The organism is Bradyrhizobium jicamae, from assembly GCF_018130695.1.
In the GTDB taxonomy this organism is placed as follows: Bacteria; Pseudomonadota; Alphaproteobacteria; order Rhizobiales; family Xanthobacteraceae; genus Bradyrhizobium; species Bradyrhizobium jicamae_B.
On the sequence record NZ_JAFCJX010000023.1, the window covers coordinates 101487 to 124369 of the forward strand.

The 22883-nt window shown below is 64.6% G+C and carries 21 protein-coding genes; 9 read left to right on the top strand and 12 right to left on the bottom strand.

Going from position 1 to position 22883, the window contains the following annotated elements:
* Window positions 1–146 precede the first annotated feature (146 nt).
* From JQ604_RS29325 to JQ604_RS29335, 3 genes are all read left to right on the top strand, one after another.
* On the top strand, window positions 147–1829 hold the full coding sequence (locus tag JQ604_RS29325) for a long-chain fatty acid--CoA ligase (protein ID WP_212364165.1): 1683 nt from the start codon (window positions 147–149) through the stop codon (window positions 1827–1829).
* 24 nt (window positions 1830–1853) lie between these two features.
* Complete coding sequence (locus JQ604_RS29330) at window positions 1854–2411, top strand: DUF924 family protein (RefSeq protein ID WP_212364166.1); 558 nt, start codon at window positions 1854–1856, stop codon at window positions 2409–2411.
* A gap of 110 nt (window positions 2412–2521) precedes the next feature.
* Window positions 2522–3007: a peroxiredoxin gene (locus JQ604_RS29335; RefSeq protein ID WP_212364167.1), complete on the top strand. Its 486-nt coding sequence runs from the start codon at window positions 2522–2524 to the stop codon at window positions 3005–3007.
* A 192-nt stretch (window positions 3008–3199) separates the two neighbouring features.
* On the opposite strand, the gene rnhA is transcribed toward JQ604_RS29335, so the two are convergent.
* From rnhA to ispH, 3 genes are read right to left on the bottom strand one after another with little or no spacing between them, the layout of a single operon-like run.
* On the bottom strand, window positions 3200–3652 hold the full coding sequence (gene rnhA, locus JQ604_RS29340; protein ID WP_212364168.1) for a ribonuclease HI: 453 nt from the start codon (window positions 3650–3652) through the stop codon (window positions 3200–3202).
* Window positions 3649–4629 carry a homoserine kinase gene (locus JQ604_RS29345; RefSeq protein WP_212364169.1) on the bottom strand — a complete coding sequence of 327 codons (981 nt, stop codon included), beginning with the start codon at window positions 4627–4629 and terminating at the stop codon, window positions 3649–3651. Before JQ604_RS29345 ends, rnhA begins: the two co-directional genes overlap by 4 nt.
* A gap of 6 nt (window positions 4630–4635) precedes the next feature.
* Window positions 4636–5607 (bottom strand): 4-hydroxy-3-methylbut-2-enyl diphosphate reductase, encoded by a 972-nt coding sequence (gene ispH / locus JQ604_RS29350; protein WP_212364170.1) that lies wholly within the window; start codon window positions 5605–5607, stop codon window positions 4636–4638.
* A 216-nt stretch (window positions 5608–5823) separates the two neighbouring features.
* Here ispH and JQ604_RS29355 point away from each other — a divergent pair, with 216 nt between their 5' ends.
* A complete protein-coding gene (locus JQ604_RS29355) occupies window positions 5824–6522 on the top strand; it encodes a DUF1013 domain-containing protein (RefSeq protein ID WP_212364171.1) in 699 nt (232 codons plus the stop codon).
* 241 nt (window positions 6523–6763) lie between these two features.
* Here the strand turns inward: JQ604_RS29355 and JQ604_RS29360 are convergent, their stop codons facing one another.
* Window positions 6764–7039, bottom strand: a complete 276-nt coding sequence (locus JQ604_RS29360; protein ID WP_212364172.1) for a hypothetical protein — start codon at window positions 7037–7039, stop codon at window positions 6764–6766.
* Window positions 7040–7384: 345 nt separating this feature from the next.
* Between JQ604_RS29360 and JQ604_RS29365 the strand changes: the two genes are divergently transcribed.
* Window positions 7385–8347: a heme-binding protein gene (locus tag JQ604_RS29365; RefSeq protein ID WP_212364173.1), complete on the top strand. Its 963-nt coding sequence runs from the start codon at window positions 7385–7387 to the stop codon at window positions 8345–8347.
* 92 nt (window positions 8348–8439) lie between these two features.
* On the opposite strand, the gene JQ604_RS29370 is transcribed toward JQ604_RS29365, so the two are convergent.
* Both JQ604_RS29370 and JQ604_RS29375 read right to left on the bottom strand, forming a co-directional pair.
* Entirely contained in the window at window positions 8440–10350 is a 1911-nt protein-coding gene (locus tag JQ604_RS29370; protein ID WP_212364174.1) for a propionyl-CoA synthetase, read from the bottom strand.
* A gap of 98 nt (window positions 10351–10448) precedes the next feature.
* Window positions 10449–11216: a hypothetical protein gene (locus JQ604_RS29375; protein WP_249158804.1), complete on the bottom strand. Its 768-nt coding sequence runs from the start codon at window positions 11214–11216 to the stop codon at window positions 10449–10451.
* A 134-nt stretch (window positions 11217–11350) separates the two neighbouring features.
* On the opposite strand from JQ604_RS29375, the gene JQ604_RS29380 reads away from it, so the two are divergent.
* Window positions 11351–12895 (top strand): cation:proton antiporter, encoded by a 1545-nt coding sequence (locus JQ604_RS29380; protein ID WP_212364175.1) that lies wholly within the window; start codon window positions 11351–11353, stop codon window positions 12893–12895.
* 65 nt (window positions 12896–12960) lie between these two features.
* Here the strand turns inward: JQ604_RS29380 and JQ604_RS29385 are convergent, their stop codons facing one another.
* From JQ604_RS29385 to JQ604_RS29400, 4 genes are all read right to left on the bottom strand, one after another.
* On the bottom strand, window positions 12961–13767 hold the full coding sequence (locus tag JQ604_RS29385; protein ID WP_212364176.1) for an SDR family NAD(P)-dependent oxidoreductase: 807 nt from the start codon (window positions 13765–13767) through the stop codon (window positions 12961–12963).
* A gap of 92 nt (window positions 13768–13859) precedes the next feature.
* The gene (locus JQ604_RS29390) at window positions 13860–14273 is read right to left on the bottom strand and encodes a DUF1850 domain-containing protein (RefSeq protein WP_212364177.1); all 414 of its coding nucleotides are present in this window, start codon (window positions 14271–14273) and stop codon (window positions 13860–13862) included.
* Entirely contained in the window at window positions 14234–16345 is a 2112-nt protein-coding gene (locus JQ604_RS29395; protein ID WP_212364178.1) for a TRAP transporter permease, read from the bottom strand. Before JQ604_RS29395 ends, JQ604_RS29390 begins: the two co-directional genes overlap by 40 nt.
* A gap of 240 nt (window positions 16346–16585) precedes the next feature.
* Window positions 16586–17533, bottom strand: coding sequence for a TAXI family TRAP transporter solute-binding subunit (locus JQ604_RS29400; protein ID WP_212364179.1), 948 nt, complete (start codon window positions 17531–17533; stop codon window positions 16586–16588).
* A gap of 166 nt (window positions 17534–17699) precedes the next feature.
* On the opposite strand from JQ604_RS29400, the gene JQ604_RS29405 reads away from it, so the two are divergent.
* Window positions 17700–18929, top strand: coding sequence for an MFS transporter (locus tag JQ604_RS29405; RefSeq protein ID WP_249158806.1), 1230 nt, complete (start codon window positions 17700–17702; stop codon window positions 18927–18929).
* 270 nt (window positions 18930–19199) lie between these two features.
* Window positions 19200–20420, top strand: a complete 1221-nt coding sequence (locus tag JQ604_RS29410; RefSeq protein WP_212364181.1) for an EAL domain-containing response regulator — start codon at window positions 19200–19202, stop codon at window positions 20418–20420.
* 30 nt (window positions 20421–20450) lie between these two features.
* On the opposite strand, the gene JQ604_RS29415 is transcribed toward JQ604_RS29410, so the two are convergent.
* Window positions 20451–20930: a hypothetical protein gene (locus JQ604_RS29415; protein WP_212364182.1), complete on the bottom strand. Its 480-nt coding sequence runs from the start codon at window positions 20928–20930 to the stop codon at window positions 20451–20453.
* A gap of 204 nt (window positions 20931–21134) precedes the next feature.
* Here JQ604_RS29415 and JQ604_RS29420 point away from each other — a divergent pair, with 204 nt between their 5' ends.
* On the top strand, window positions 21135–21449 hold the full coding sequence (locus JQ604_RS29420; RefSeq protein WP_212364183.1) for a hypothetical protein: 315 nt from the start codon (window positions 21135–21137) through the stop codon (window positions 21447–21449).
* A gap of 37 nt (window positions 21450–21486) precedes the next feature.
* On the opposite strand, the gene JQ604_RS29425 is transcribed toward JQ604_RS29420, so the two are convergent.
* Window positions 21487–22680: a hypothetical protein gene (locus JQ604_RS29425; protein ID WP_212364184.1), complete on the bottom strand. Its 1194-nt coding sequence runs from the start codon at window positions 22678–22680 to the stop codon at window positions 21487–21489.
* Window positions 22681–22883: the final 203 nt, after the last annotated feature.

Genomic DNA, 22883 nt, shown 5'->3' on the forward strand with positions numbered 1-22883 from the left:
GCCTCCTTTCATCCAATGCGTCGATACCGCGCAGCGGCTTGCCATCAGCCGTGGCATCGCTCAATACTGCCAAAAACAACGCGGCCACGCCTGAAAACCCGGAAACAATCCGGGACAATCGGCAAGTCAATCAGAGGGGAATGACCATGGAGCGCATCTGGCTCAAGCACTATCCGGCCGGCGTGCCCGCCGATATCGACGTCACACAGTACGCGTCACTGGTCGCGTTGCTGGAGGAAAGCTTTACGAAGTACGCCGATCGCAAGGCGTTCATCTGCATGGACAAGTCGATCACCTATCGTGAGCTCGACGAGATGTCGAAGGCGCTCGCCGCCTATCTGCAGAGCAAGGGCCTCTCGAAGGGCGCCCGCGTCGCGCTGATGATGCCGAACGTGCTGCAATATCCGGTCGCGACCGCCGCCGTGCTGCGCGCCGGCTATGCCGTGGTCAATGTCAATCCGCTCTACACCCCGCGCGAGCTCGAGCACCAGCTGAAGGATTCCGGCGCCGAGGCGATCGTCGTGCTGGAGAATTTCGCCACCACCGTACAGAAGGTGCTCGCCAATACCGCCGTCAAGCACGTCATCGTCGGCAGCATGGGCGACCTGCTCGGCTTCAAGGGCGTGATCGTCAACCTGGTGGTGCGCAAGGTCAAGAAGATGGTGCCGGCCTATTCGATCCCCGGCGCCGTCAGCTTCAACGAGGCGCTGTCGGCCGGCCGCAGCCTGACGTTCAACAAGCCGGCGATCACGGCCGACGACGTCGCCTTCCTGCAATATACCGGCGGCACCACCGGCGTCTCCAAGGGCGCCACGCTGCTCCACCGCAACATCCTGGCCAACGTGCTGCAGAACGATGCCTGGCTGCAGCCGGCGCTGAAGAAGCCGCCGATCGTCGACAACATGATCATCGTCTGCGCGCTGCCGCTCTATCACGTCTTCGCGCTGACCGCCTGTTATCTGCTGGGCCTGCGCTGCGGCGGCACCAATCTCCTGATCCCGAACCCGCGCGACATGGCGGGCTTCGTCAAGGAGCTGCAGAAATACCAGGTCAGCTTCTTCCCGGCCGTCAACACCCTCTACAATGGACTGCTGAACACGCCCGGCTTCGACAAGCTCGACTTCTCGAAGCTGAAGATCGCCAATGGCGGCGGCATGGCCACGCAAAAGCCGGTCGCCGAGAAGTGGCTGAAGGTCACAGGCACTTCGTTGTCGGAAGGCTATGGCCTGTCGGAGACCTCGCCGACGCTGACCTGCAATCCCGCCACCATCGACAAATTCTCCGGAACGATCGGGCTGCCCGTTCCTTCGACCTGGCTCTCGATCCGCGACGACGAGGGCAACGAATTGCCGATCGGCGAAGCCGGCGAGATCTGTGCCAAGGGACCTCAGGTGATGGCAGGTTACTGGAACAGGCCTGAAGAGACCGCGAAGGTGATGACCGCGGACGGCTACTTCCGCACCGGCGACATCGGCGTCATGGACGAGACGGGCCAGACCAAGATCGTCGACCGCAAGAAGGACATGATCCTGGTCTCCGGCTTCAACGTCTATCCGAACGAGATCGAGGAAGTGATCGCGACCCATCCGGGCGTGCTGGAATGCGCCGTGATCGGCGTGCCCGACAGCAAGTCCGGCGAGGCGGTGAAGGCCTTCGTGGTCAAGAAGGATCCCAACCTGACCGCCGAAGACGTCATCAAGTTCTGCACCACGCAGCTGACCGGCTACAAGGTGCCGAAGCAGATCGAGTTCAGGACCGACCTGCCGAAGACCAATGTCGGCAAGATCCTCCGTCGCGAGCTGCGCGACGAGAAGAAGGCTGCGGCGTAAGGCCGTACGGGCGAGCGCGAAAGCATGACTGACGCTCGCCCGGTGACGCCTGCCGATATCCTCGCGTTCTGGCGGGAGGCCGGAGGCGACCGCTGGTACAAGCGTGACGATGCGTTCGACGCCGACATCCGCCGACGTTTTCATGAGACATGGCGCAAGGCGGCCGCCGGCGAACTGTCGTCATGGGAGACGAGCGACGATGGCGCGCTGGCACTCGTCATCGTGCTCGACCAGTTTCCGCGCAACATGTTTCGCAACCATCCCATGACCTATGCGAGCGACCCGTTGGCGCGCGAAGTCGCAAGCCGCGCGATCGCGCGGGGCGTGGATGCGCGGATCGAGCCAGGCTTGCTCGAATTCATCTATTTGCCCTTCATGCATTCCGAGCATCTGGCCGACCAGGAGCGCTGCGTCGCGCATTTCAAGACGGCCGGCATCAAACCGGAAAACCTGGAATACGCCGAGCACCATGCCGACATCATCCGCCGGTTCGGCCGCTTCCCGCACCGTAACCGCATTTTGGGACGGGAAACGACCGCGGACGAACAGGCTTCCCTCGATGCGGGCGGCTTTTCGCCCTGATGACGGAACATTGAGCAATGCCCGCCATTGCCGTTTCCGCCTGAGCGAATATTGTGCCGTCCGACCGCCGGGTCTGAAAGACTTGGCCGCTTCACCGAGGGAGAATTGAGATGACCATCCAAGTTGGCGACAAGCTGCCGGAAGCCAAGTTTCGCGTGATGACCGCCGAGGGCCCGCAGGTCAAAACCACCGACGACATCTTCAAGGGCAAGAAGGTCGCCCTGTTCGCGGTGCCCGGCGCCTATACCGGCACCTGCCACAAGATGCATCTGCCGAGCATCTTCCTCAACGCCTATGCCATGAAGAACAAGGGCGTCGACACCATCGCGATCGTTTCGGTCAACGATGCCTTCGTGATGAACGCCTGGAAGCGCGACACCGACCAGCGCGACGAAGCCACCTTCCTCGCCGACGGCAACGCCGACTTCACCAAGGCGATCGGCATGGAGCTCGACGCCTCCGGCAACGGGCTGGGCATCCGCTCCAAGCGCTATTCGATGGTGGTCGAGGACGGCAAGGTGACCAAGCTCAACCTCGAGCCGGCGCCGGGCAAGGTCGAGGTCTCCGGCGGCGACACGCTGCTCGGGCAGCTGTGAGCTGAAGTCTTTCCAACGCGACAAGCTGTCGTCGCCCGCCTTGTGCGCACTTGCGCACTGGAGCGGGCGATCCAGTATTCCAGAGGCGTTGAGATCATCGGATAAGCCGCTGCGTACTGGGTCGCCCGGTCCGTGTGCGCAATTGCGCACAAGCCGGGCGATGACAGTTGTGGGGGTGGCGATGAATGTCGCCTACCCCTTCAACTTCGCCATCGCCACGCCCTCGCGCGCGAGTTCATCGGCGCGCTCGTTTTCGGCGTGGCCGGCGTGGCCCTTGATCCAGTGCCAGCGCACCTCGTGCGGCTTCAGCGCGGCGTCGAGGCGCTGCCACAGCTCGACATTCTTGACCGGCTTCTTGTCCGCGGTACGCCAGCCGTTGCGCTTCCAGCCGTGGATCCAGCCGGTGATGCCCTGGCGGACATACTGGCTGTCGGTGGTGAGATCGACCGTGCACGGCTTCTTCAGCGCTTCCAGCGCCGAGATCGCCGCCATCAGTTCCATGCGGTTGTTGGTGGTGTGGGCCTCGCCGCCCTTCAATTCCTTCTCGACCTCGCCGAAGCGCAGGATCGCGCCCCAGCCGCCCGGTCCGGGATTTCCCGAACAGGCGCCGTCGGTGAAGATGGTGACCAGCGGCTTCTCGCTCACGCCGCGCACCCGGCCGGCGTCACGCCGTAATCGCGCAAGCCCCCAACCTGCTGCTGGAAGCGCAGCTTGCGGACATATTCCAGGGGATCCTTCGGCTTCACCAGCGCACCCGGCGGCACGTTGAGGAAATCGACCAGGCGCGTCAGCAGGAAGCGCAGCGCGGCGCCGCGCGCCAGCAGCGGCAGCGCATTCTCTTCCGCCGCCGACAGCGGACGCTCGCGGCCGTAGGCGTTGAGCAGCGCACGCGCCTTCGTCACGTTGAAGGAGTGATCCGGCTCGAAGCACCATGCGTTCAGGCAGATCGCGACGTCATAGGCCAGGATGTCGTTGCAGGAGAACGGGAAGTCGATCAGCCCCGAAACCTTGTCGCCGAGGAAGAACACGTTGTCGGGAAACAGGTCGGCATGGATCACGCCATCAGGCAGATCGGCCGGCCAGTTGGCTTCGAGGAAATCGAGCTCGCGCGCGATGAAATCGTGCAGGCCGGCCTGCACGCTGTCGGCACGCGGCGCCGATGGCGCAAACAGCGATCGCCAGCCGCCGACCGAGAGCGGGTTCTTGCGCACCAGCGGGAAATCGCACCCGGCAAGATGCATCTTGGCCATCGCATCGCCGACGCCGGCGCAATGCGCCACGTTCGGCCGCCGCGGCCACATGCCCTCGAGGAAGTTGATGATCGCCGCGGGGCGGCCGACCAGCCGGCTGTAGACCTCGCCCTGGCGGTTCTTCGCCGGCTGCGGACATGACACGCCGCGCGCGGCCAGATGCGCCATCAGCGACAGGAAATACGGCAGATCGTCTTCCGCCACGCGCTTCTCATAGAGCGTGAGGATGTAGGCGCCCTTGCTGGTGTGCAGCAGGAAGTTCGAATTCTCGACGCCTTCGGCGATGCCCTTGTAGGAGAGCAATTCGCCGATGTCGTAACCCTTGAGGAATTCCGCGAGATCTTCGGCGGCGACGTCGGTGTAGACCGCCATCGACGATTACTCGGCGACGGCTTCGGGACGCAGCGAGCGCGGCAGCGGGAAGAACTCGTTCTCTTCCGCGGCCGACACCGTCTCGACGTGAAGCTCGAAGCGCTCGGCGAAGGCGCCCATGATCTCCTCGACGATCACCTCCGGCGCCGAGGCGCCCGCGGTGATGCCGAGGCTCTTGATGCCCTCGAACCGCGCCCAGTCGATGTCGCTCGCCCTTTGGGCCAGCACGGCAATGGGACAGCCCTCACGCTCGGCGACTTCGCGCAGCCGCTGCGAGTTCGACGAGTTCGGCGCGCCGACCACGATCAGCGCGTCGACCACCGGCGCCACCTTCTTCACCGCGAGCTGGCGGTTGGTGGTGGCGTAGCAGATGTCTTCCTTGTGCGGCCCGTTGATGTTCGGGAAGCGCTCCTTGAGCAGCGCCACGATCTCCGCAGTGTCGTCGATCGACAGCGTGGTCTGGGTCACGAAGGCGAGGTTATCAGGGTTCTTCGGATTGATGGTCTTGGCGTCCTCGGCGGTCTCGATCAGGGTCACCGCGCCGACCGGCAGCTGGCCCAACGTGCCGACCACCTCGGGGTGATGGGAGTGACCGATCAGGAAGATCTCGCGGCCGCGCTTGAAGTGGATGGCGGCCTCGCGGTGGACCTTGGTCACCAGCGGGCAAGTCGCGTCCAGCGAGAAGAAATTGCGGGCCTTGGCCTCGGCCGGAACCGATTTCGGCACGCCATGGGCCGAAAATACCACCGGAGCGTTGGTATCGTCGGGGATTTCGGCCAATTCCTCGACGAAAATGGCGCCCTTGGTCTTCAAGCTGTCGACCACGTATTTGTTATGCACGATCTCGTGCCGGACATAGACGGGGGCGCCATAGATGGTAAGCGCCCGTTCCACCGTATCGATGGCGCGGACCACCCCGGCGCAGAAGCCGCGCGGGGAACAAAGCACGATTCTCAGGTCTGGTTTCTTGGCTGACATGGGGTAATCCCGGGACCGAATCACCCCTCGCCGGCGGGCGGGGAACGGCCGATACAGGGTAGGACTTGGGACCCCTTTCGGGCAGAGTCAAGGCTCATTTCATGGCCCATTGCGCCGTTACCCCGGGAGGGACTATATAGGCCCATAATTCCCGTTATCGCCGATGACCACCGGTTTCGCCTCAAAAGGGTGGGCGAAGCACAAAGGAGATTTGCCATGAGCAACGCCCCGCTGATGCCGAAGGCAACTGCCGTCTGGCTGCTCGACAACACCGCGCTGACCTTCAACCAGGTCGCCGATTTCACCAAAATGCACCCGCTGGAGATCCAGGCCATCGCCGACGGCGACGCCGCCCAGGGGATCAAGGGCTCGGACCCGATTTCCAACGGCCAGCTGACCCGCGAGGAGATCGAAAAGGGCGAGCGCGACCCGGACCACCGTCTTCGCCTCGAGGAGAGCAAGGTGGTGCTGCCGACCGCCGCCAAGAAGAAGGGCCCGCGCTACACCCCGGTGTCGCGCCGCCACGAGCGACCGAGCGCGATCCTCTGGCTGGTGCGCAACCACCCCGAGTTGAAGGACGCGCAGATCATGCGCCTGGTCGGTACCACCAAGACCACGATCGCCAGCGTCCGCGACCGCACCCACTGGAACGCCTCGACGCTTACGCCGATGGATCCGGTGACGCTCGGCCTCTGCTCGCAGATCGAGCTCGACTTCGAGGTGCAGCGCGCCGCCAAGGAAAAGCCGACCGCCACCGTCTACGGCGGCGCCACGCTGCTGCCGGCCTCCGAGACCACGCGCAAGGATCAGCCCGACTACGAGCCGACCGAGCGCCAGCAGGACGAATTCAACGTCGACGCCGTGTTCGCCAAGCTGAAGACTATCGGCGGCAAGAAGCAGGACGACGAGGAGTAAGCGCTTCTCGAAATCGATAGCGACAATGCGAGACGCGGCAGGTCACCTTGCCGCGTTTTTTTCGATGCACGATTCCGCCCCTTCTCCGCTGTCATGCCCCGCGAAAGCGGGGCACCCAGTACGCCGCGGCCTTTCAGCTCAACAACAATCTTCCCGGCGTACTGGGTCGCCCGCCCCAGTGCGCAATTGCGCACAAGGCGGGCGATGACACTTGTGGTGTGGGCGTGTCTTTGCCTAACAGCTACGGCCTGTTCGGATTGTTCAGCATGTACTCGCCGAGATCGCGCTGCCGACGATCGGCGCGGGCCTCCAGGCGCTGGCGCTGGACGTCGCGGTCCTTGCGGCAGGAGACATAGTCGGGCGAGCCGACCTTGACCTTGCCGCCGGCCTGGCAGAACTGATCGTCGTCCCCCATCGTGGTCTCGGCAAGCGATGGCTGGCCGCGCTCCAGGCATCCGGCCAGCAGCGGCAGTGCGAGCAACAACGCCAAAGGCGCGCGGGCGGAAATCGATCGCATCCAGACAGTCCGTTCGTCTCTTGAGTGTGACAGGGAACGTGACGCGGTTTCCGACGGGATCACCGCACGAGCAAGGAAATCCGGACCGGGATGACGCGGTAATCCATCAAAATCAAGGCGATTTTGCTTCCAAATGAGACGGGGAACGCGATCGGCTGGTCACGCAAGACCCAGCGGCAACGCCTGCGACGGCGCCCCTCCGCGACGGCGAAATTAACGTCCCGGCCGCTGCGGCATTGTGAACCATCTCTCAATCTCAATTCTCAATTCATACTAGATTGCATTCCCAAGTTGTATCGGCGGAGCAACGATCTCTCTTCAATTTGCAACGACGGAGAATTTCGCATGGACGTCCTCGACGATTTCCAACTCACATCCGTATCCGGCCGTATCGCCAACAACGCGATACCGGGCGCGGCTGATTTCCAGGCTGCACCGGCGCAGATGCGCAGCCTCCTCGGTCCTCTCGCTTTGATGCCAGGCACCTGGAAGGGCCGCGGCTTCAACCAGATCTGGCGGCCGTTCCACGGCTCGCAGGATCGCTTCCTGGAATTGAACGAGACCATCGAGACGCTGCAGTTCGACGAGATTCCCGGCGACATTCCGAACCGCGGCTTCCTGCAGGCTGACGTCAATCTGCACGGCATCCGCTATTTGCAGCAGATCCAGGACGCGCATGTGCTGGGGCCGAACGGCAAGCTCGCCGGCATCCATATCGAGCCCGGGCTCTGGATCAGCACGCCCGAGACCACGGATCCGCAGGATCCGCCGACGGTGGCGCGGCTTGCCAACATTCCGCATGGCACGTCGCTGGTCGCGCAGGGCACCGGCGCGCCGCACAATGGCGGACCCGAGATCAAGCCGGTCAGCATCACGCCGTTCGTGATCGGCGATCCCAACAACAAGATCCAGTTTCCGGAGACCAATCTTGCGGCGCCGAGTCAGTTCCGCACGCCGCCCGGCGACATTCCGCAAGTCACGCAAGCGATGGTCGACGATCCCAACAGCGTGCTGGTGAAGGCGATCGCCGGGCAGCACATCATCTCGACCACGGTGCTGAACGTCTCGACCACGCCGCTGAAGCCTCCGACGAGTGGCGGCGGCACCTCCAACATCGCGTTCCTCGTCGGCGCGGCTGATGGCCCCAACGCAAGCGCCGTGGAGGTCGAATCCACCTTCTGGCTCGAGATCATCCGTGAGCCAAACGGCGCCATCAAGCATCAGCTGCAATACACGCAGACGGTGCTGTTGAACTTCAACGGGCTGAGCTGGCCGCATGTGACGGTCGCGACGCTCGTCAAGCAGTAGCGTTCGCTCGGGTCCACCTCGAGACGAGCGCGCAACGGCGGAAGCAGCCCGGGCAATCCTCCCTGCCCCGGGCTGCTTCTGCTTTTCGCGCGCTAGACTTTGCCCTTCAACGCATCGCCGATCTCGTCGAGCACCTTGGGGTCCTCGATCGTTGCCGGCATCGTCCAGGATTCGCCGTCGGCGATCTTCTTGATGGTGCCGCGCAGGATCTTTCCCGACCGCGTCTTCGGCAGCCGCCCCACCGTGATCGCGAGCTTGAAGGCGGCGACCGGCCCGAGCTTCTCGCGCACCAGCGCGACGACATCCTTCTCGACATCGGCAGGCGCGCGCGACACGCCGGCCTTCAGCACCAGGAAGCCGCAGGGCACCTCGCCCTTGATCGCATCCTTGATGCCAAGCACGGCGCATTCGGCGACGTCGGGATGCGAGGCCAGGATCTCTTCCATGCCGCCGGTGGAAAGACGATGGCCGGCGACATTAATGATGTCGTCGGTGCGGCCCATCACCCAGACATAGCCGTCGGCATCCTTGTAGCCGGCGTCCGAGGTCTTGTAGTAGCCGGGGAATTCGGTGAGGTAGGCCTCCTTGAAGCGCTCCTCCTGCTGCCACAATGTCGGCAGACAGGCCGGCGGCATCGGCAGCTTGATGACGATCGAGCCCATCGTGCCCGCCGGCACCGGCTTTGCGGCTTCATCGACCACGTCGACCTGATAGCCCGGCATCGGCACCGTCGGCGAGCCGTGCTTGACCGGCAGCATGCCGAGCCCCACCGGATTGCCGGCGATGCACCAGCCGGTCTCGGTCTGCCACCAGTGATCGATGACGGGCACCTTGAGCTGCGCCTCGGCCCATTCCACCGTCGGCGGATCGGCGCGTTCGCCGGCCAGGAACAGGGTGCGGAACGACGACAGATCGTATTTGCCGATCAGCTTCCCTTCCGGATCCTCCTTCTTGATGGCGCGGAATGCGGTCGGCGCGGTGAACAACGCAACCGCCTTGTGCTCCGAGATCACGCGCCAGAACGCGCCGGCATCGGGCGTGCCGACCGGCTTGCCCTCATACATGATCGAGGTCGCGCCATGAATCAGCGGGCCGTAGACGATGTAGCTGTGACCGACCACCCAGCCGATATCGGAGCCGCACCACCAGACCTCGCCGGGCTTGACGCCATAGAGATTGAACATCGACCATTTCAGCGCGACCAGATGCCCGCCATTGTCGCGCACGACCCCCTTGGGGATGCCCGTCGTTCCCGACGTGTAGAGGATGTAGAGCGGATCGGTCGCGAGCACCGGCACGCATGCGGCGCTCTTGCCGGCCTCGAGCGCGGCACGGCGCAGGCTGGCCCAGTCATGATCGCGGCCGGCGATCAGCTCGCAGGTCTGCTGCGGCCGCTGCAGGATGATGCAGGCATCCGGCTTGGCGCTGGCGAGCTTGATGGCCTCGTCGAGCAGCGGCTTGTATTGCACGATGCGGCCGGGCTCGATGCCACAGCTCGCCGACAGGATCAGCTTCGGCTTGGCATCGTCAATCCGGCTCGCCAATTCCTTCGCCGCGAAGCCGCCGAACACCACTGAATGCACCGCGCCGATCCGCGCGCAGGCCAGCATCGCCACCACGGCTTCCGGCACCAGCGGCATATAGAGGATAACGCGATCGCCCTTGGCGACGCCGAAATCGGCCATCACGGCGGCGAGCGTCTGCACCTCCTTCAGCATATCGGCATAGGTGAATTTCGAGACCGAGTTGGTCAGCGGCGAGTCGTGGATCAGCGCGACCTGGTCAGCGCGTCCGCCCGCGACGTGGCGATCGAGCGCGTTGTAGCAGGTGTTGACCACGGCACCGCTGAACCAGCGGCCATAGGCGCCGATTGAGGGATCGAAGATCTTTGTCGGCGGCGCGATCCAGTCGATCTCGCGCGCGGCCTCCGCCCAGAAGCCCTCAGGGTCTTTCAGCGAGCGCGCATGCACTTCATGGTACCGGCTGTTGTCGTGAATGGTCATGGCGTCTCTCCCGGCGGCCGTAGCTCACCTCTTTGTCCGCCATTGTCACGGGATGCGGCGGCGATTCAAGCCGAAATCAGACCGACCTTGGCACTAGGCTAGTACCCGTCGACCCCGTTGATCTGCAGCAAGCGATCGCGCATCGCCTTCGCCAGATCGTAGCCCGGCTTGCCGAACTCGGCATTGCGACGGGCGATGAACTGATCCTGCTCGCGCTGCAGCTGACGCGCCAGGCGCGGATCGGACGCGGCCTCGCGCACCTGGCGGATGCTCGAGCCGTAGACCTCGCGGTCGAGATCGGCGAGCTCCGGATTGGCGCAGATCGCCTTTTCGACGGCGCGGCGCGCCTTGCGGCAATCGAAGCTGGGCTTGCCGGCAACCGCCTTGAGCGCGCCCAGCCGCTCCAGCTCCAGCGACAGCGACTTGTGATTGGCCTTGGCCAGCGCGTGCGCGGGATCGAGCTTCAGCGCGGCGCCGAAATCCATGATCGCCTTGGGCCGGTCGCCCTTGCGCCGCCACAGTTCGCCGCGCGCATTCAGCGCATCCGCCTGCGCCGGATCGAGCCGCAGCAAAGTGTCGTAATCGGCGATGGCGCGGTCGTCCTGCCGCTTGCGGCCAAGCGCCGCGGCGCGTGCCGTCAGCGCCTTGATGCGATCGGGCTTGGCCGTCTTCTCATTGTCGAGCAGCGTGCCGCAGGCATCGATGATCTTGTCGTCGTCGGTCGTCGCGGCCGCCGCCGCACACGGCGCCGGATCGGCCTGCACGTCCTTGCCCGGTTCGCTGCTGGTCGCGGATGCGGCATCTGCCAGCACCACGCATGGCACGCATACCAGCATCGCCCAAAACCAGTTTGCAGCCCTACGCATCACCATCGCCAACCGAACTATCTCTCCGCACCCAATCGTACCAGCGGCCCGTCATTCGCACAGCCGCCAATTTGCGGCAAAACCATCCCGCGGATTATACGTCAGTATGGCCACCGGCGTTTTGGGGTTTCCAGGTGCTGACATTCGAATGGATCATCGCCCTCCTGCTCGGCGCAGTCGCGCTCTCGGCGCTGGCGCGGCGGATCAAGGTGCCCTACCCGGTGTTCCTCGCCATCGGCGGCATGCTGCTGGCATTCGTACCCTCCGGGCCGTCCTGGGCGCTGGAGCCGAAACTGGCATTGGCGCTGTTCGTGGCGCCCGTGCTGCTGGACGCCGCCTTCGACACCTCGCTGCGCGATCTCCGCTCCAACTGGCTGCCGGTCTCGACGCTGGTGTTGGCCGCGGTCGGCATCACGACGGCAGCGGTCGCGGTGACCGCGCACTGGCTGCGCCCGGACATGCCGTGGGCGGTTGCGATCGCGCTTGGCGCCATCGTGGCGCCGCCGGATGCGGCCGCAGCCACCGCGATCCTGCGCCAGGTCAAGCTGCCGCACCGGATCCAGAAGATCCTCGAGGGCGAAAGCCTGCTCAACGATGCCAGCGCATTGCTGATCTATCGCGTCGCCGTCGGCCTTGTCGTTGCCGAGCACGAGAAGATCCGCGAATTCGCGCCGTCGATTGCGCTGGCGCTGGTCGGCAGCCTCGTCGCCGGCTTCCTGTTCGCGCGGGTCTGGATGATGATGACGCGGCGCATCACCGAGGCGCCGAGCGCGATCATCACCCAATTCGGCGGCACTTTCATGGCCTGGATCGTCGCCGAGCATCTGGAGCTCTCGGGCATTCTCACCATCATCGCCTATGCCATCACCATCGCGCAGACCGCACCGGCCCGCACCTCGGCGCGGCTGCGCGTCTCTTCCTACGCGGTGTGGGAAACCGTCGTCTTCGTGCTCAACGTGCTGGCCTTCATGCTGATCGGCATGCAGCTGCGTCCGATCCTGTCCGGGCTCGATGACGAGCTGCGCTTCAAATACTACGCCTTTGCCGCAATCATTCTCGCAGTCGTGATCCTGGCGCGCATCCTCTGGGTGATGCCCTACGGCGCCTTCCTGCGCACCCTGAAGGCGCGCAATTGGCTGCCCGCGCATGTCGTGCCGGCGGTACCGGACGTGAAGCGCGGCCTCGTCGTGTCCTGGTGCGGCATGCGCGGCATCGTCACGCTGGCGGCGGCGTTTGCACTGCCCGAATACTTTCCGTTTCGCGACCTCATCCTGCTAACGGCGTTTGCCGTAGTGCTGGGCTCGCTGGTGATCCAGGGCCTGACCTTGCGGCCGCTGATCCTGGCGCTGAACTTCGACGACGACGATCCGGTCGGACGCGAGGCGGCCCACGCCCGCAGCGTCGCCTTCCGTGCCGCGCTCGATGAGATCGACGCGGATCCATCCGAGGAAGCCGAAATCCTTCGGCTCGAATACCGCGCCGTGCTGCTGCGCGCCGAGACCGATCCGGACGGCGGCCTGACCTCGCGCGAGCTTCCGGCCGACCCGCTGCGGCGACGCGCCGTCGCCGCCGCGCGTCAGGCGCTGCTCAAACTGCGCCAGACCGAGGCGATCGGCGACGACGCCTTCCATCTGGTCGAGGAAGAGCTCGACCGCGCCGAGCTCGCCGTGGAGGCGTGATACGAAAGCGTTTTCGAGCGAAGTGGGTACCGGTTCGCGTGAAGAAAACGCGTCAAATAACGACTTCACGTACCTGACTTCGAGGTGATGCCGCCATCGACCACGAGCTCGATGCCGGTGACGTACTTCGACTCGTCGGAGGCAAGGAACAGCGCGGCGTTGGCGACGTCCCAGGCATCGCCCATGTGGCCCATCGGCACCTGCGCATCGCGGGCGCGCCACATCGCCTCGACATCGCCCTTGGCGTAGCTCTGCGCGAGGCCCGCGGAATGTTCGACCATCGGCGTCTTCATCAACCCCGGCAGGATCGCATTGACGCGCACATGCTTCGAGGCGAACTCGACCGCGGTCGTCCGCGTCATCTGGTTCATCGCCGCCTTGCTGGCGTTGTAGCTGACATAGGAGATGCCGACATGGCGGATCGAGGCGATCGAGGAGATGTTGATGATCGAGCCGCCGCCCTGCTTGATCATCACGGGAATGACGTGCTTCATCGAGAGGTACGCGCTCTTGAGGTTGACGGCGAAAACGCGGTCCCACTCGGCCTCCGTGACCTCGACCACGCTGCCCACCTCGGCAATGCCGACATTGTTGTCGAGCACGTCGATGCGGCCATAGGCTTTGAGACAGGCCGCGACCATCGCCTCGACCTCGGCGGCCTTTGAGACATCGGCGGTATGCGCCATCGCCTTGCCCCCCGCATCGGTGATCAGCTTCACCGTCTCCTCGGCCGCAGCAGCATTGCGATCGACGCAGAATACGCTGGCGCCCTCGCGCGCGAAGCTCACGGCGGTCGCCTTGCCATTGCCCCAGCCCGGCCCGATCGAGCCCGCGCCGACCACCATCGCAACCTTGCCCTTGAGCCGATCCATCCTGTTCTCCCGTTTTGTTGTTCTTGTAGCCCGGATAAAGCGCAGCGTAATCCGGGGCCACTGTTCCCGGATTACGCTTCGCTCCATCCGGGCTACGGATTGTCGCAAGCACTCATGACCGTGACATTAGCACCGATCGGGTGCCCGAAAATCTCCGACAGCGTCCGGCAGGCGCCATCATGGCATAGCCGCCATTCGCCCGCGGCGCCGGAATTGCCGAGCACGACCTCCGGCCGCGCGACCGGCGGCGGCGACCACTGAAACCAGCCGTCGACGAGCCGCGTCTCCGGCGGCGGCTCCATGCCGGCGCCAAACCCCTTGATGCGGGCCTGCTTCAATTCGAGCCCGGCCGGCGTCACCTGCCAGTCTTCCTGCCAGGCCGTCTTCTCGATCGAATGCGTCCAGGCGAGCGTGAAGGCCGCAACCGACAGCGTCTTCACCACGCCGGCGGAGGCGAGGCAGAGGCTCAAGCCGCCGCCACCGCGTTGCGCGTGCGCTGCCGCCACTGCCAGATCAGCACTGTAGCGGCGAGCGTGAAGCCCGCGGTATCCGAGAAGCGGAAGTCACCGAGCAGGCAGAGCGCGCCGGCGAAGGCGACCGCGATCTCGATCAGGGTCAGCCGCGTGAACAGGAAGCCGATCGCGACGATACCGAACAGCGCAATCGCCACCAGCGCCTTGAAGCTCGCCAGCGCCACGGCGCCATAGAAGCCGAGCTGTGCCTGCATGGGATCGCCCGCCTGCAACATCAGCGCCGGCGAGTAGACGAAGATGAAGGGGATGACGTAACCGGCGAGCGCGATCCGCATCGCCTCCCAGCCGATCTTGTCCGGGTTCTCCTTGGCGATTGGAGCTGCCGCGAGCGCCGCCAGTGCCACCGGCGGCGAGAGATCGGCCATGATGCCGTAATAGAACGCGAACATGTGGCTCGCGATCAGGGGCACGCCGAGTTTTGCCAGCGCGGGCGCGGCGAGTGCTGCGGTGATGATGTAGGTCGGGATCGTCGGGATGCCGGTGCCGAGCAGGATCGACAGCAGCATGGTCATGATCAGCGCCAGGAACAGGCTCTTGCCACCGAGCGAGATGATCCAGCTGCCGAAGATGGTGCCGACGCCGGTCTGCGTCATCATGCCGATGATGGTGCCGACGATGGCGCAGGCCATGCCGACGGTCAGCGCCGACTTGGCGCTGTCGGCAAGCGAGTCGCGGCAGGCGGCGAGCGTGGCGCGGCCGCCGCGCGTGATCGCGGCGATCAGGATCAGGCCGCCGACGACGCTCGCCACCGGCACGATCTCGAGCCCGTTGCGCGAGATAGCGGCGACGACCAGCGCAAGCCCGACCCAGAAGATGGTGCGGATCACGGTGTTCGAGAAGCCGAGCGTGATGCTGGCGCCGAGGATCAGCGCCACCGTCAGCGCAAGTCCCATGCTGCCGGCATAGAGCGGCGTAAAGCCTTCGAACAGCATGTAGACGAGCGCGGCGAGCGGCAGCACGAGATACCAGCGCGCCACCAGCGCCTTCCAGGCACTCGGAATCTCCGACTTCTTCATGCCGACGAGGCCGTGCTTGCCGGCCTCCAGATGCACCATCCAGAATGCGGAGGCGAAATACAGCACCGCCGGAATCACCGCGGCCTTGACGATCTCCGAATAGGGAACGCCGAGCGTCTCCGCCATGATGAAGGCGACCGCGCCCATCACCGGCGGCATGATCTGTCCGCCCATCGACGCCGTGGCCTCGACGCCGGCCGCAAAGGCGCGGCGGTAGCCGAACCTGATCATCAGGGGAATCGTGAACTGGCCGACGGTGACGACATTGGCGACGCCGGAGCCCGAGATCGTGCCCATCATGCCCGAAGCGAACACCGCGACCTTGGCGGGACCGCCGCGGGTGCGGCCGAACAGGCCAAGCGAGACGTCGGTGAACAGCTGGATCATGCCGGCGCGTTCGAGGAACGAGCCGAACAGGATGAACAGGAAGATGTAGGTCGCCGAGACGTAGATCGGCACACCGTAAAAGCCTTCGGTGCCGAAGGAGAGATGGGTGATGATCTGGTCGAAATCGTAGCCGCGATGATTGAACGGCGACGGCAGATACTGCCCGAAGAACCAGTACAGCAGGCACGCGCCGCACATCAGCGGCAGCGCCGCGCCCATCAGCCGCCTTGTGCCCTCGAAGATCAGGATCGCGAGCAGCGTGCCGACCGCGAGATCCATATGGGTCGGATCGCCGTCACGCGCGATCAGATCGGCATAGAAGATCCACTGATAGAGACCGCAGAGGAAGCCGAAGCCACCGACCAGCCAGCTCACGGCACGGCCGAAATCGGTCTTGGCGGTGAAATTGCCGATCAGGCCGAAGGTGAGCAGGATCAGGAAGCCGACATGGACGCCACGCACCACCTGGCTCGGCAGGTAGTTGAAGGCGGCGACATAGAGCTGGAACACCGCGAAGGCCAGCCCGATCGCATAGGCGAGCTTGCCCCAGCCGCCGGGACCGAACCCTTCCGGGAACCCGTGCTCGAAATTGTCGAACTCGACCTTGACGGGCTTCTCTGCGCCCTCCGCTTGCATATCCATGATTCCCCCGCCGTGCCCACGGCGCTTATAGCTGTCAGGCTTTTCCCCGGAAACCGGGAAAAACCCGGCCTGTTGTCATTGCCTGCAACAAACGCGAAGCGCGTTTGTGCAAGGGAGCGAAGCGACGAAGCAATCCAGCGGTCCGTTTTGCCGAACCATGGATTGCTTCCGCCTTCGCTAAAGCTTCGGCGGACAAGTCGCTCCGCTCGCAAATGACGGGTTGGAGGCGTCAGCGCAGCCCTACTTGATCAGGCCCTTTTCCTTGTAATAGCGGATCGCGCCGGGATGCAGCGGCACCGGGCTGCCATTGGCCGCGGTATCGAGCTTGATCTCCTTGCCGGCGGCGTGCGCGTTGGCGAGCTCCGGCAGCGATTCATAGACCAGCTTGGTCATCTGATAGGCGAGATCGTCCGACACCACGGAACTCGTGACGAGATAGTTCACGACCGCCGCGGTCGGGACGTCCTTGTCCTGGCCGGTATAGGTGTTGGCCGGGATAATCACGGAGACGAAGGGCGGTCCGATCTTGTCGACGGTCTCCTTCGGCACCGCGACCACGCTGATCTCGGTCGAGGTCGAGAGATCCTTCAGCGAGGCGACGCCGAGGCCGGCCGACTGCAAGGTGGCGTTGAGCTGGCGGTTCTTCATGAGGTCGACGGATTCGGCGAACGGCAGGTATTCGACCTTGCCCATGTCCTTGTAGCTCATGCCGGCGGCAGCCAGGATCGCGCGCGAATTGAGCTCGGTGCCGGATTTCGGCGCGCCGACCGAGAGGCTCTTGCCCTTGAGATCGGCGAGCGTCTTGATGCCGCTTTCCGCGGTGGCGACGATCTGGATGTAGTTCGGATAGATCGCCCCGATGGTGCGGAGCTTGTCGAGCTTGCTCTTGAAGCCGGCTTCCGCGTCGCCCTCCCAGGCGGCCTTCAAGGAGTCGCCGAGCGTGAAGGCGATCTCGCCGCGGCCCTGCTGCAGCAGCACCAGATTCTCCACCGAGGCCTTGGTCGCCTGCACCTGGGTCTTCACGCCGGGAATCTTGTCGCCGTAGATCTTTCCGATGGCGACGCCGAGCGGGTAATAAACCCCGGAGGTGCCTCCGGTCAGCACGTTAATGAACTGCTCGGCCTGCGCGGCAGGCGCGGACAAAACACTGGCGGCCACGATCGCAGCAGCCATGCACTTCCAATTCATGAGTCTTTTTCTCCCTTGAGCGGCCGGGAAATTGGCTGGACGCCCCCGCCCGGTCAACCCATCCAATCGACGCATGCGAACGCCGAAAACTGCATGGGGCCATGCAGTTGCGGAACCCCGCACGCATGAGCGGGTTGAGGCACGGCCCTACCACGCGAGGTATTACTTGCAGCCGTCCGGGACGACCCAGCGCACACTGGACGCGCTGAACTTCTTCCTCGCCGACGTGCGGGACGGGCTCGGGCCTTATCTTGCGATCTATCTCCTGACCGAGCAGCACTGGGACGAGGCCGCGATCGGCTCGGTGATGGCGATCGCCGCCATCGCCGGGATCATCGCCCAGACCCCCGCCGGCGCCCTGATCGACCGCAGCCATGCCAAGCGCGGGCTGATGGTCGCCGCCGCCATCGCGGTCACCGCGGCCTGCCTGGTGCTGCCGCTGCTCGGCCGGTTCGACCTGGTCGCCGCAACGCAGGCGCTCGCGGCCGCCGCCGGCTCGATCTTCGCACCGGCGATCGCCGCTGTGACCCTCGGCATCGTCGGACCGCAGGCGTTCGCCGCGCGGACCGGCCGCAACGAGGCCTTCAACCATGCCGGCAATGCGGCCGCCGCGGCGATCGCCGGCGCCACCGCCTATTGGTTCGGCCCGATCGTGGTGTTCTGGCTGCTCGCCGCGATGGCGCTCGCCAGCATCGCCGCGACGTTGTCGATCCCATCAGGCGCGATCGACCACCAGGTCGCGCGTGGGCTCGATGATGCCGATGGCAGTTGCGCTGAGCCGCACGACAAGCCGTCGGGCTTCCGGGTGCTGCTGACCTGCAGGCCGCTCTTGATCTTTGCGGGCGCGACCGTGATCTTTCATTTCGCCAATGCGGCGATGCTGCCGCTGGTCGGCCAGAAGCTTGCGCTGATCAACCGCAATCTCGGCACCACCCTGATGTCAGTCTGCATCATCGCGGCGCAAATGGTGATGGTGCCGGTCGCCATGCTGGTCGGGCGCAAGGCCGACGTCTGGGGCCGCAAGCCGATCTTCGCCACGGCGCTCGCCGTGCTCGCGATCCGCGGCGCACTCTATCCGCTGTCGGACAATCCATACTGGCTGGTCGGCGTACAACTGCTCGACGGCATCGGCGCCGGCATCTTTGGCGCGCTGTTTCCGCTCGTCGTCGCCGATCTCACCCACGGCACCGGCCACTTCAATGTCAGCCAGGGCGCGATCGCCACCGCCACCGGGATCGGCGGCGCGCTCAGCACCGCGGTCGCCGGCCTCATCATCGTGCACGCCGGCTACAGCGCCGCGTTCCTGTTCCTCGCCGCCATCGCCGGCGCAAGGCTCGTCGGCTACTGCGCGCTGATGCCCGAGACATTGCCGACGAAAGCACGTCCGCCGCATTGATCTAGGTTAGTCGGCAACACAGGCCTTAACGCGGTCTCTTGATGACACACGCACGCTGCGATGCTTACGCCGCTTGCGGTCAGACAATCACCATTGCGAGCGGCATATGACGCTTTTGTTGCAAGCGCCACGCGCAGTTCCCACGCAATTTGATTCGAACTTGCTGCTTTAAGGTTAGCGCACCAATCGCGCGGTCGCCGCCAAAATTCCATGATTGGCGCCGCTCCGACGATGTACGACTCCGCCGGGGTTCTTTCGGACATGGTGGGCATGAATCACATCAATCGCAACGATCACGCGCGAGCCGGATGGTTCGGGCATCGCAGGCTGACGCCGCGCGCCTGCATCGCAGACAGCAAGAAGCACTTGCGCACCTTCCTCGCCGACGCGCTCGAGGATCTCGGCTTCATCACCAGCGAATGCGGCGATGCCGGCGAACTGGACGGCGTGCTGGACGCGGAACGGCCGGATCTCCTGGTGCTCGGCGTGTCCACGGGCGGCATCGAGATCGATAAAATTCTCGAGACTTTGGTGAGAAAGGAATTCGCAGGCAAGGTTCTCGTCATCGGGCAGCCCGATTCCATCATCGTCAAGGCGGTCCAGCAAATCGGCGACGAATACGGCATCGCGATGCTGCCGACACTGCCGACGCCGTTCAGCGCCAGTTCGCTGCGCATCTGTGTCGCGCAGCTGTTGCCGCTGGAAGCCGCGCCGAGTCCCGCGGTGGACGTGGCCGAAGCCCTCAAGACCGGCTGGCTGGAACTCTGGTATCAGCAGAAGATCAACCTCCGCACGCTTGCCCCGGTCGGCGCCGAGGCGCTGGTGCGCATGCGGCATCCGGCCTGGGGCGTGGTGCCGCCGGCCTATTTCATCCCTGACGATCGCGATCCGAATTTCTACGCGCTGTCGGAATTCGTGATCGGCCGCGTCATCGAGGATTGGCACTATCTGCTGGAGCAGAAGGGCGCGGTCGACCTCTCGATCAACCTGCCGGCGTCGTTCCTGCGCGATGGCTGGGCGGTGCGCGAGCTGTGCCGCCGCATGCCAAACCATCCGGCGTTCGGCGGCCTCCTGATCGAGATCTCCAGTGACGAGGTGATCAACGACCTCGACCTCGTGATCGAGGCTGCGCGCGAGGTGCGGCTGAACAACATCGCGATCTCGATCGACCAGCTCGGCACCGAATGGCCCTCGCTGATGGGCCTGTCGCGCTTTCCGTTCGTCGAGCTGAAGGTCGATGCGCAATTCGTCACGGGTGCCGCCGACGACCGGCTGAAGCAGAGCGTCTGCCGCCGCATCGTCGAGTTCGGTCACGACCATGGCGCGCGGGTGCTGGCGATGGGCGTCGAGACCCGCTCGGACTTCCTGACCGCGCACGAGCTCGGCTTCGACCTCGTGCAGGGCTATCTGTTCGGCAAGCCGATGAGCGTCAAGAAGTTCGCGCGGTCACGGCTGCACTCGGCGACGGAGACCGACAAGAAGCCACGATGAGGCCGGGGACGTTTGTGGCCGCGGCCGCCGTCACTGGAATGTCATGTCGAGGCACTTCGAGATGTCCGAGCCGAGGCCCGAGGAGATCGTAATGCAGCCACGGATCTTCTGGTTGTTGTTGTCGCTCGCCCAGATCGCGTAGCCGCCGGGGCCGAAGAACGAGTTGGTGTTCGGCGGCTCGGTCTCGGTGGCGTCGAACGAGTAGCTGCCGTCGGTGTCGAAGATGCGCGGCTTCTTGGTGCAGCCGCCGTCGGTCTGCACGTTGATCACTTCCTTGTTGTCGCGGGTCAGCGCCAGCGAGACCTGGCAGCGGAAGTATTCCGAGGTCTTGACGTTGAACAGATAGGCGTAGGACTTGCAGGTCGCGGTGTTGAGCTTGCCGGCGGACAGGCCGCGGCTGCAGGAGATACGCTGGTTCTGGGACAGCTTGAATTCATCAGCCTGCGCCACCGAACCAAGCGTCATGAACGACAGTGCGACACCGAAACCGATCTTCATGACGTGGTTCATCCGAATCATCCCCCGGGACATTTTTGGCAATTGAAATCTTGTAGACGGAAATGGGAACATAGTCGCGGCACGGCAAGCGGGAAATCACAAAGTCGCTGGCTGCCGTGAGCGATGACGACTCTCGTCGTATTGACGGCTTCGTCGCGTTCGTGATTTGTTCAAAACCGCTGGAGGGACGCCAGCATTTCGGCCGGGAGGATGAGCATGACGAATTCTTCAACCAGGATTTTTTCAACCAAGACCTTTTTGGCGGCCACGGCGCTGGCCGCGCTGACCACGTCGGCATTTGGACAGGCCGCAACGCCCTGGGAGCTGAAGTCCGACATGGGCTACGCCTACGACAAGGAGGGCAAGACCTTCGCCTACAAGATGGGCACCAACAACGCCGGCACGCTCTTGAAGGGCGCCAAGAAGGTGCCGCGCGGCACGCTGTTCTTCATCGGCCAGAACGGCCAGCTCTACAGCCGTACCGGCCCCTATCTCGAAGGCGACGGCAAGTTCATGTTCGGATCGAATTGACGTCTAGGTGTCGTCCCGGCACAGGCCGGGACGACACCTAAAATGCGCCCGCCAATTCCTTTGCGCCGGGCTTGTTGCTGTTGAAATCCATCCGCTCGTCGGTGACCGCGAGAAGCTTGGCGACCGTGTTGTGGCGGATCGCGACCGGGTTGCGTTCATAGCCGGAGCGCTGGAAGAAGTTCGAGGTCGGCACCTGCTCGCGCATCGCCTGCGGCATCGTGACCATGTCGAGCCCGGTGCCGTCGCCGGTCAGATTCATCATCTCGAGCTCGGCGGCGGAGAGCGGACGGTTATAGCCCTTGGCGCGGGCGAAGATCACCGAGGTCAAAAGCTTGTGGGTCTGCAGCATCGGGCCGACGTCGACGTCGAGCACCATCGCGTGCATGGCCCAGCCCTGCGCGGTGTTGCCGATCTTCTCGTGCTCCGACCAGGTGTCGGGCACCGCCTTCGCGTGCGCCACCATGCGCTTCAGCACCGCGAGCTTGTGCTCGAGCGGCTTGCGCGCCGGCCCTGAGGCGTGCGCGACCTTCTCGGACAGCGCGCGAATGAGCTCATGGCCCTGCTCGGCGAGCAACTCGACGCTGTTGGTGGTCAGCAACTGGTTGTAGCCGATCGCAGTCGAGATCGCGCGCTTGCCGCCATGCTCGATGCCCGATTGCACGTCGTAGCTTCCGGTACCGCCGGTCTCGAACGAATAGACCCGCACGGCCTGCTCGCGCGTCAGCCCCGAGGCGATCGCGTAGCGCGCATAGGCGCGCTTGAACTCGACCTCGTTGGCCGGGCGCTGCGGCGTGAACTGGTAGAGCTCCTGCGCCGCCTGCAGGAAATCGGCAACCACGGGGATCGGCCGTTTGGGGGGACGGTCCGGCGTTTCCTCCGGCTCCGGGTTCACCGGCCGCTTCGGGCCGCTATAGAGCGGCGGATGCGTCAGCACGTAATCGTCGAGCGTCACCTGCTGTCCGCCGCGTCGCTTGGCGTTGCGGGTCTTTCGCTTCTCGGAGATCTGGCTCCAATAGGCGCCGGCCTCCTCGTCGAAGGCGGCGCGCGCGGCCTGATATTCCGCGAGCTTGCGGCGATATTCGGCGATCGCCTGTGGCGAAGCCGACTGCGCCATCGCGTCGGCGGTGGCCCGCGGCCATGCGTTGGCTTCGACGGCAAGCGCCTGCGGCGCACCGATCACCAGCGCAAGCGCGGCCAAGGCGAGATGGAAGCGAATCAATGGTGAGGACATATCCCCGTTGTAGCAAGCGCGGGCGCGAAGTCAGCCCGGATTGAATCATTCAAAAGCGGCAGAATGCCCCGCCAGCGGCCAGAATAAGCGGGAGTATCAGGTGTTCACGGCAGAAACCCGGAGAACGCACCATGCGATCAGCCATCTGGCCTGCCGCCGCGGCGGCATTGATGCTGACGGGCGCGGCACAGGCCGAACGGCCC